The sequence below is a fragment of the Chitinophaga sp. genome (assembly GCF_036566945.1).
GTDB lineage: Bacteria > Bacteroidota > Bacteroidia > Chitinophagales > Chitinophagaceae > Chitinophaga.
In genome coordinates, this window is sequence record NZ_DATCVJ010000529.1 from 1 (window position 1) to 8,796 (window position 8,796).

Here is an 8,796-nt window from a genome sequence, read left to right on the forward strand (position 1 = left end):
ATGATTTTCAAGATTTTTATTTATAATTTTATAAAAAAAGATTAGCGAAGATAAATGTGGAATATCCGCATCCATCTTCGCTAATCTTTTTTATCTTTCTCTAATCCTGAAAAAATAAAATCTTGAAAATCATCTGAATCAGTATAATCCTGCACAAAGACAAAAAAACGCTCAGATCATCTCCGCCTCAAATACTTCTCCGAAATGCTTGCTCAGTCTTGCTTTCACTTCTTCCATACTCACTTCCCGGCCCAGTTCTTTGTCGAGCGAAGCTACTTGTTTATCAGCAATGCCGCAGGCGATGATATTATTAAAGTAATCCATCAGGGTATTTACATTCAGGGCGAAGCCGTGCATGGTCACCCAGCGGCTGCAACGTACGCCCATGGCGCATATTTTACGGGCTTTTGTCTTATCGTGGGGATCGAGCCATACGCCGGTTTCTCCTTTGGAGCGATCGCCGGTGACGCCGTAATCTGCCAGGGTGCGAATGATTACTTCTTCCAGGCAGCGCAGGTATTTGCCGATGTCGGTGAAAAAATTTTCCAGGTCCATGATCGGATAGCCGACTACCTGACCGGGGCCATGAAACGTAATATCTCCGCCACGGTTGGTGGGAACAAAGCCTATCCCCTGCTCCTGCAGCTCTTTTTCAGAGATCAGCAGGTTTTCCATATGCCCGCTTTTGCCAATGGTATATACTGGTGGATGTTCGCAAAACAGCAGGTAGTTGGTAGTAGGCTTGGGTGACTGATCGGCCGCATGGGACTTCAACTGCACATTTTCCTTCAACAACTGCTCCTGGTAATCCCAGGCGGCCTGGTATTCTATTACGCCCAGGTCTTTTACTACAATCTGTTGCTTTACTTTTTCCATATCAGGAAGCAAAGTTAATAGTTTTTCACGCAAAGGCGCAAAGCAGCAAAGCAGCAAAGGCTTTTTTTAAGGGCCATAAGATAACGCTCTTTGCTGCTTTGCGCCTTTGCGTGAAATCTTCCCTACCTTTGCAAAAAATTATATTAATGGCTGAAGAATTGCTGGAACTGGAAGATGAGCTGGACAACGGTGATGGCAGCGAGGAATTATATGAGAAAATCAACATGGTGGTGGACAAAGGTCAGGAGCCACTGCGTATTGATAAATTCCTCACTGCACGTATAGAAGGCGCCACCCGCAATAAGATACAACAAGCCCTCGATGGTGAAATGGTAATTGTGAACGATAAACCCGTTAAAGCCAATTACAAGATCAAGCCATTGGACAAGATTGTTGTGTTTTCTAACCGGAACCCGGAGAATACGGACATTATTCCACAAGAGCTACCACTGAATATTGTATTTGAAGATGAGGATATCATGATCATCGACAAACCTGCCGGCCTGGTAGTACATCCTGGCTGCGGTAACCGCGATGGTACGCTGGTAAACGGATTGTCCTGGTACCTGGGCGATAAAACACAGGTAACGGAGCCGGAAATACCCCGGTTTGGGCTGGTACACCGTATCGACAAAAACACCAGCGGCTTGCTGGTCATCGCCAAATCACCGAAAGCGATGAACGATCTGGCGAAACAGTTTTTTGATCACACCGTGCATCGCCGGTATATAGCGCTGGTTTGGGGCGATTTTGAAGAAGATGAAGGTACCGTAGTAGCCCACGTAGGCCGCCACCAGCGGTTACGCAAAATAATGGACGCATATCCTGATGGCGAATATGGTAAAGAAGCCATCACTCACTACCGCGTACTGGAGCGCTTTAACTATGTAACGATGGTGGAATGCAGACTGGAAACAGGCCGTACCCATCAGATCCGTGTACATATGCAACATATCGGTCACTCCCTCTTTAACGATGAAACCTATGGTGGGAACCGCATTGTAAAAGGAACGGTGTACACAAAATACAAGCAATTTGTAGAAAACTGTTTTGATATTATGCCCCGTCATGCACTGCATGCACAACAGCTGGGTTTCATACACCCCCGCACCCGTGAGCAGATGTATTTCGAAAGTGCTTTACCTTCCGACTTCACCTCCGTATTGGAAAAGTGGAAAAGATATATTGCGGCAAGACCGCTGAAGGACGACGAAGTGTAATGATATTATTGTTATTAAAAACGGCGTCAGATGGTGTATACACCGCTCTGGCGCCGTTTCGTTTTAGCTCCTTCGTATTTTGTATGGCAGGAAAATGTTATTATTATAAATATTCTACATACTTTAAGCTATCTTAGCGGGCAATTACCATGTCATTGCATGAGAAGCCAATTACCAAAATCCAGTCGCATCCTATATCTTTTACCGGTTTTACTGGTATGCGGCCTGTTCGTCAACAGGGCCACCGCACAAGGCAAAACACCGTTTACGGTATCATCTACCTGTGTAAATGACACGTCTTTTTTCGAGATTACCACCCCTGCAGGCATTGATTCTGTAAAATGTTTTTTTGGAGATCCTCTATCGGCCGATAAAGATTCTTCTAAAATCATGCGTGCATTTCATATTTACCATAACATCGGCACTTATACAGATACGCTGATCGCCTGGCGCAACGGTGTGCCTGATACCACTATACAACCCATCACGATTGTAACGCCTGTTTTTTTTGATCTTGGTCCGCAGGATATCACGTTGTGTGAAGGTGCCACCATGACGTTGAATGCCCCGGTAATACCGGGCGCCGCGTATCTCTGGCAAGACAGTTCTACCGGCAGCAGCATTCTCGTGGATACCTCTGCCACTTATAAAGTAAAAATCAATGGCTGTCCTAATCCGGACTCTGTGAATATTTTTTATACGCCTATACCAACGATAGATCTGGGTAAGGATCTTATTTTATGTACCGGCGAACATATTGCGCTGGATGCCACTGCCCAGAACTGCACCTATATGTGGAACACCGGTAATACACAGCCTACCCAGGATGTAACCACTTCGGGTACCTATCACGTAGATGTATTTCCTAAAGGTTGCGCCCCCATTTCGGACGATATCACTATTACTTTTACGGGCGCCCCCTATCCTTTTTCGTTGGGACCGGATACCTTACTTTGCCCCGGCGAATCGATCAGGATAGCTCCCAGTATTCCGGAGGCCACCAAATGGGAATGGAGTACCGGTAATACCACGCCAGCGGTAACCATTAATAACACCACCAACCTTTGGGCACTGGTGGAAATCAATCATACCTGCAGCGTAGTCGATACTATTTTCATTAATTATAACCGCTTGAAGAAACTGAATCTTGGGAATGATACCACGATCTGTAAAGGTAATTTCCTCGTATTGACAGCGGATTTCGGCAATGGTACCTATCTCTGGCAGGACGGATCTGATCAGGCCACCTATTATGTTACCAAGCCTGGCTACTATTATGTGCATGCACAGATAGGCCGCTGCGAGTCCTTCGATAGCATCTCGGTAAAATTTGATGATACGTTGCGGGTAAATCTCGGTCCGGATACGCTGCTTTGCAGAAATGAAGTGTATCAGTTGCGCGCTACCGGCGCTGGTGGCGGTATTTATAAATGGCAGGACAGTACCAGTACGCCGATGTATACTGTTACCCAGCCGGGTTTATATGCCATTGTTGCTTATAATAGTTGTGGTAAAACTGCGGACTCTATTGTAGTCCGGTATCATGATTGTGCCTGTCAGTTATTTTTTCCTACTGCCTTTACGCCCAATGGTGATGGCAGGAATGATTATTTCCGGCCGATCTACCGGTGTCCCATATACGATTATGTACTCAGTGTGTATAACCGTTGGGGAGAGCGGGTATTTTATACCACCGACCCGCAGGTAGGGTGGATGGGGCGTGTAAACGGCAATACAGCGGATGTGGCTACCTATGTATGGATAGTAGATTACAAAGAAGTAGACACGAAGTTACCGGTGCATAAATCCGGTACGATTACGTTGATTAATTAATTACTGAGCGCCGGTAAAATTTAGAAACTTTGCGACAAAGACCGCTGTTTCTCTTTTCTTGAAAGGCACGTCCCAGGTGCCGTTGTAGGTGACCAATGCGGGGATGAGGAGTCCGTTAAACTTGGTCATCTGCACATTCATCTTCACATTAAAATCAAACAACATGGTTTTATAGGAGAGTGCATATTTACGGCCTACAATTTCAAAATTATCTTTGTTAAACCAGGTAATCAGTTCATCAATCACCACATCGGCTCTATCGATGCGGCTCAGTCCGGGCTTAACTTTGGCGGTAAACACATAGCAGGGGGTTCCGTCTACATAATTTTCTGCGGAGATAGAGAAATCATAAAAGCGCATCACTTCATAGCTGAAGATAGCTACTTTTTGTCCTACGATAGGTACGCCGCGGATAGGTTTTCCGGGGTTAAAGATCAGTTGTTTCAGCTGGGCTTTATGTCTGGCCAGGCTACCGCTGGAGCGTTCGGATATTTCGCCGGCATCATCTGCGCAAACGGTGCCTTTGGTAAAAAACAGGTTTGCATATAATTCGGCGGTGTAATAATTATAATTGCCTTTGCGGGTGTAGAAGTCGCCGGTCACTTTTTCGTTGGCCACCTGCATGGTCATGCATTTTCCTTTTACTACCTGGTGGGTTTCGTTGTAGAGTGAAGCTTGTGTGGCGGCGTGTTTATCGAGAATCTGTATATCGTTCACGGCGTCGAAACCTACGATACGCAGATTTTTGAAGGCACGGTAAAAGGTGGTGTCATCTTCCACCCTTTTAATAAAACTATTAACGTCGAAGCCTATACGTTTTGCAGCAACGATGACTTCATCCAGGTTAACTGTCATTCCTTTGTACCGGGCAGTGTCCTGAGCTGTAAGTTGTAAGCAGGTTAACAGACAGAACACTACGGTTCCGCCTATATTTCTCCATAAATGTGACATGCTGCAATTTAAGAAAAAAGCAGAAAGCAAAAAGCAGAAAGCTATTGTAGCGAAGATGAAGTGTAATAATAAAAGCTATTGTAGCGAAGATAAAAGCGGTTATATTTCTATAATATCGCTTAAATCTTCGCTACAATAGCTTTTTGCTTTATGCTTTACGCCTTCAGCTCTTTAATCAACCAGGTATTTTCCCGGCCACATACATTTGTTCCATAGTTGGGGCCACAGCACCACCTTTTTTCTCCAGGGTAATGGCAAACATTTGTGCTTTGCCGGTTACTTTCATTTTCTGGAGGAGGCTGGCCGTATCACCCATTTCGAACACGCCCATATCAACAGGTTTGCCATCTACGATAGCCCAGAGTTGATACTGTTTGTCAGCGGTTGGTTCTGGCAGTTTATTCACTTTCAGATACACCTGCTGGCTCGACGGGTTCCAGAATACGGTGGCTAATGCTTCAGGGAACGCTTTGGTACCTGGCATCGGCACTTTCAATACTTTAGGATCCTGGATAATTTCCATGGACTCCTGCATTTGTTCTAAGCGGGTTTTGTAAAGATCGCTCTTTGACAAAATGGAGTTCTGAGATACGAGCAAAGACTGGTATTTGTCTTTGTACTCTCTGAATTCTTTGTACCGGTTAAAGAACACATAATTTAGAACCAGACTGCCCACCAGCAGCACAGCTGCGGCGGCGGCAATCCACTTCCAGGAAGGGCTTTTAGTTTCTTGCATGGACACTACTTTTGGTTGTTGCAGATCTTGGTCGGGTACAGGCTCACCCTCCTGCAAATTGGGTTCATTATTGATTTTAGAGAATAAACTTGATTTGATATCCGGATTCGGATCTATCCCCTGCATCTTAATGTACGACTCCATACTGTGCCGGTAGGATTCTACCTGCGCGGCCACTGCCGGGTATTGTGCCATAGCAGCTTCCAGCTCGCGTACCTCTTCATCGGTAGCAATGCCTGCCATGTATAGCTCAATAATTCCGGACGATATGAAATGTTGTGGGTCCACTATTGCTTTTAATATTTACTTGTTCAAAATGTTTCTTAACTGAATAATTGCGTTACGCATTCTTGTTTTTACAGTACCCAAAGGGATTTCCAATACCCGGGAGATTTCTTCCTGAGTACAACCTTTGTAATAAGCTAAATCAATAAGGGTACGCTGTTCTTTAGTCAGCTTTTCCAGGATTCGGGAAAAACCTACGTAGTCGGTAGATGGATGGACGGACAACGGTCCGTTGACAGCATGTACGTCATCCGTTATATTTTGGATTTTTTGTTCGAGCTTATGGGATTTGGAGCGAAGAATATCGATAGCGGTATTACGTGCGATATTCAGCATCCAGGTAAAAAGGCGGCCTTTTTCCTCATCATAGCGGTCGAGGTGGCGCCAGATTTTCAGAAACACATCCTGCAACACGTCCCCGGCGGAACTGTCGTCGTTGAGTACTTTTACGATCACACCATATAAAGCAGGTGAATAGTGATCATACAAGTAGCTAAAAACTTTCTGGTCACGGGCTTTTAAACCTTGTACCAGCTCAGCTTCTGTATATGTAGGAGTATATTCCAAAACAGATTTACTAGAATTAATTGGGTATTTAAATATTGAAAATGATTTCAGCACATGGCAACACGGAACATGAGTTCATGACTTCAGTTTTCAAGGATATTTTTATAACAGTTGTACTTGTGTCTTTTAATGATTAACCGGGGTGCTTAATAGCTAAGCAATATAATGATTTATATATGATAAACAAATTTCTACACTATAGCTCGTTCTTTATTTGATGATTTTGGCAGACATACATACCTGATCCATAGAAGGTTCCGGGCTGCCACCTTTTCTTTCCAGCGTTACGGCAAAGCCCTGGGCAACGGCCACGGCTTTCATTTGTTGTAATTGTTCAGATACATTGGCGCCTGTATCAAAAACGCCTGCATCTACCAGTTTCTTATTAACAATTGCCCACAGCTGAAATTGTTTACCAGCGGGGGCTAAAGGCATCATTTGTGCCTGCAGGTAAACCGCTTGCGTACGTGCATTCCAGCCAACAGACAAAGACTTTCCGGCAAACTCGCCACCACCTTGCATTTTGGTCCATTTAAAATCTGGATTACTCAGCGGATCGGGTTCCGTTGGAACTGGCGTTGTTTCTTTTAAACTGGTGAGTGCCTGGTGTTCTTTATCTGCCTCCAGCTTTTCTTTGGTGGCAATTAATGATTTATAACGGCTTTTGTAGTCGGTGGATTTCTGGAAGAAAAAGAAGTTCATGAATACACTGCCCAGCAACAAAACTACGATGGCCGCAGTGGCATATTTCCAGATGCGGTCTGATGAAGGTTTTGCAGCAGGCAGTTGCCTGATGGGTGTTTCTTTATGGGTGACCTGTTTTCCGTTCTTTTTTCCGGCAGCGGGAGCAGAAAGGGGTACACGTAGTTCTTCCGGCAGCAGGTCGTTACCTTCCTGCGTATTTTCCTGACGGATAATTTCTGTCAGGCGTTCCTTGATTCCAATGGGAGGGGGCACTGCGTATAGTTGTACAAACCTTTCTTTGTCGAGCTGCAGAGAGTTTACTGCGGCTTTAACATCGGGGTATTGTAGTACGACCGTTTCCACCTCGTTTTGCTCCGTTTCGGGCAACATGCCGAATACGTAGCTTTCAAGAATTCCGGATGATATGTAGCGTTGTACATCCACTATTTTCTGAAAATTACAATTGTTTTAAGAGTGTTCTCAATTGTATAATGGCATTGCGCATACGCGTTTTCACGGTACCCAATGGTATTTCAAGGGACCTGGCTATTTCTTCCTGGGTATGCCCCTTGAAATAAGCCATGTCTATAATAATGCGTTGATCTTTTTGCAGACGTTCTATTACCTTGGCCAGTCCGAGGTGGTCCACCGACAAATGCACCGCCAGTTGCGGTTCATACATCAGTGATACACTGTTTACATCCTGTACCCTTTGTTCGAGTTTGTGATTTTTTGAGCGAAGACTGTCGATTGCTGTATTACGCGTGATGTTCAGCATCCAGGTGAACAAACGTCCTTTTGAGGCATCGTAACGATCTATATTACGCCAGATTTTTACAAAAACTTCCTGTAGTACATCGCCTGCTGCGGCTTCTTCTCCTACTACTTTGAGGGCTACACCATATAATGCGGGTGAATAATGGTCATACAGGTAAGTAAATATTTTTTCATCCCTGGCCAAAAGGCCCTGAATCAATTCAACTTCAGTGTATGTTAAGGTCGCTCCCAAGTTTGAGGATATGGATGTTATACTTTACGATACCAAAATAACAGGTTTTCTTTACATTACAAAATTATTTCCTATTTAGGGAACGTCATTCTGTAATCGACCCGGATTTTACCTTTTGTAATATCATCCAGTTTACTTTTCAGCATCCTGCGCTTTAAAGGCTTCAGGTGATCGATAAATAAAATACCGTCTATATGATCGTATTCGTGCAGGATTACCCGGGCGGTAACACCTGTGAATGTTCTTTCATGTGGTGTAAAATTCTCGTCTACATAGCTCAGGGTAACGGTTTCCGCGCGGTTTACATCTTCCCTTACTTTAGGAATGCTGAGGCAACCTTCATTATATGCCCAGTCTTTCCCACCTGTTTCCACGATATGCGCATTGATAAAAACGCCTTTCACGCCTGTATCGCCTGGGTAGTCGTTTTTCTCATCTTCTTCCAGGTTATGTATAATTTGCTCGCTATCTATTACAAACAGGCGAATGGCTTTATTGATCTGCGGGGCTGCAATGCCCACGCCATTTGAACCATACATGGTATCCCACATGTTGGCAATTAATTCCTTCAAGTTAGGATACTCAGGTGTAATCTCTTCCGCTACTTTCCTCAAAACCGGGTGCCCGTAAGCTAC

Annotated in this window: 9 protein-coding genes; 2 read left to right on the plus strand and 7 right to left on the minus strand. The window is 44.5% G+C overall.

All coding sequences use genetic code 11. The annotated features are described in order from the left end of the window. Positions 1-171: 171 nt before the first annotated feature. Complete coding sequence (gene lipB / locus VIP81_RS16130) at positions 172-876, minus strand: lipoyl(octanoyl) transferase LipB (RefSeq protein WP_331962842.1); 705 nt, start codon at positions 874-876, stop codon at positions 172-174. Between the two features lie 146 nt (positions 877-1,022). On the opposite strand from lipB, the gene VIP81_RS16135 reads away from it, so the two are divergent. Both VIP81_RS16135 and VIP81_RS16140 read left to right on the plus strand, forming a co-directional pair. Beyond that, complete coding sequence (locus tag VIP81_RS16135; protein WP_331962845.1) at positions 1,023-2,096, plus strand: RluA family pseudouridine synthase; 1,074 nt, start codon at positions 1,023-1,025, stop codon at positions 2,094-2,096. A gap of 159 nt (positions 2,097-2,255) precedes the next feature. Then, positions 2,256-3,929 (plus strand): gliding motility-associated C-terminal domain-containing protein, encoded by a 1,674-nt coding sequence (locus tag VIP81_RS16140; RefSeq protein ID WP_331962848.1) that lies wholly within the window; start codon positions 2,256-2,258, stop codon positions 3,927-3,929. Here VIP81_RS16140 and VIP81_RS16145 read toward each other — a convergent pair whose 3' ends face one another. The 6 genes from VIP81_RS16145 to def all read right to left on the minus strand — a co-directional run. Continuing rightward, entirely contained in the window at positions 3,930-4,880 is a 951-nt protein-coding gene (locus VIP81_RS16145) for a hypothetical protein (RefSeq protein ID WP_331962851.1), read from the minus strand. It abuts the gene before it with no gap. A gap of 175 nt (positions 4,881-5,055) precedes the next feature. Beyond that, positions 5,056-5,859, minus strand: a complete 804-nt coding sequence (locus VIP81_RS16150) for an anti-sigma factor (protein WP_331962854.1) — start codon at positions 5,857-5,859, stop codon at positions 5,056-5,058. A gap of 60 nt (positions 5,860-5,919) precedes the next feature. Next, positions 5,920-6,468, minus strand: a complete 549-nt coding sequence (locus VIP81_RS16155; protein WP_331962857.1) for an RNA polymerase sigma factor — start codon at positions 6,466-6,468, stop codon at positions 5,920-5,922. A 210-nt stretch (positions 6,469-6,678) separates the two neighbouring features. Beyond that, on the minus strand, positions 6,679-7,542 hold the full coding sequence (locus tag VIP81_RS16160) for an anti-sigma factor (protein ID WP_331962860.1): 864 nt from the start codon (positions 7,540-7,542) through the stop codon (positions 6,679-6,681). Positions 7,543-7,609: 67 nt separating this feature from the next. Beyond that, on the minus strand, positions 7,610-8,128 hold the full coding sequence (locus VIP81_RS16165; protein WP_331962863.1) for an RNA polymerase sigma factor: 519 nt from the start codon (positions 8,126-8,128) through the stop codon (positions 7,610-7,612). 104 nt (positions 8,129-8,232) lie between these two features. Further along, positions 8,233-8,796, minus strand: a 564-nt coding sequence (def, locus tag VIP81_RS16170) for a peptide deformylase (protein ID WP_331962866.1), incomplete at its 5' end; no start/stop codon positions are given.

What these genes read in the sequence shown, in the direction of transcription:
- VIP81_RS16135 (WP_331962845.1), top strand. Translation starts at nt 1,023, where the DNA reads ATGGCTGAAGAATTGCTGGAACTGGAAGATGAGCTGGACAACGGTGAT.
- VIP81_RS16145 (WP_331962851.1), bottom strand. Translation starts at nt 4,880, where the DNA reads ATGTCACATTTATGGAGAAATATAGGCGGAACCGTAGTGTTCTGTCTG.
- VIP81_RS16140 (WP_331962848.1), top strand. Translation starts at nt 2,256, where the DNA reads ATGAGAAGCCAATTACCAAAATCCAGTCGCATCCTATATCTTTTACCG.
- lipB (WP_331962842.1), bottom strand. Translation starts at nt 876, where the DNA reads ATGGAAAAAGTAAAGCAACAGATTGTAGTAAAAGACCTGGGCGTAATA.
- VIP81_RS16150 (WP_331962854.1), bottom strand. Translation starts at nt 5,859, where the DNA reads ATGGCAGGCATTGCTACCGATGAAGAGGTACGCGAGCTGGAAGCTGCT.
- VIP81_RS16160 (WP_331962860.1), bottom strand. Translation starts at nt 7,542, where the DNA reads ATGTTGCCCGAAACGGAGCAAAACGAGGTGGAAACGGTCGTACTACAA.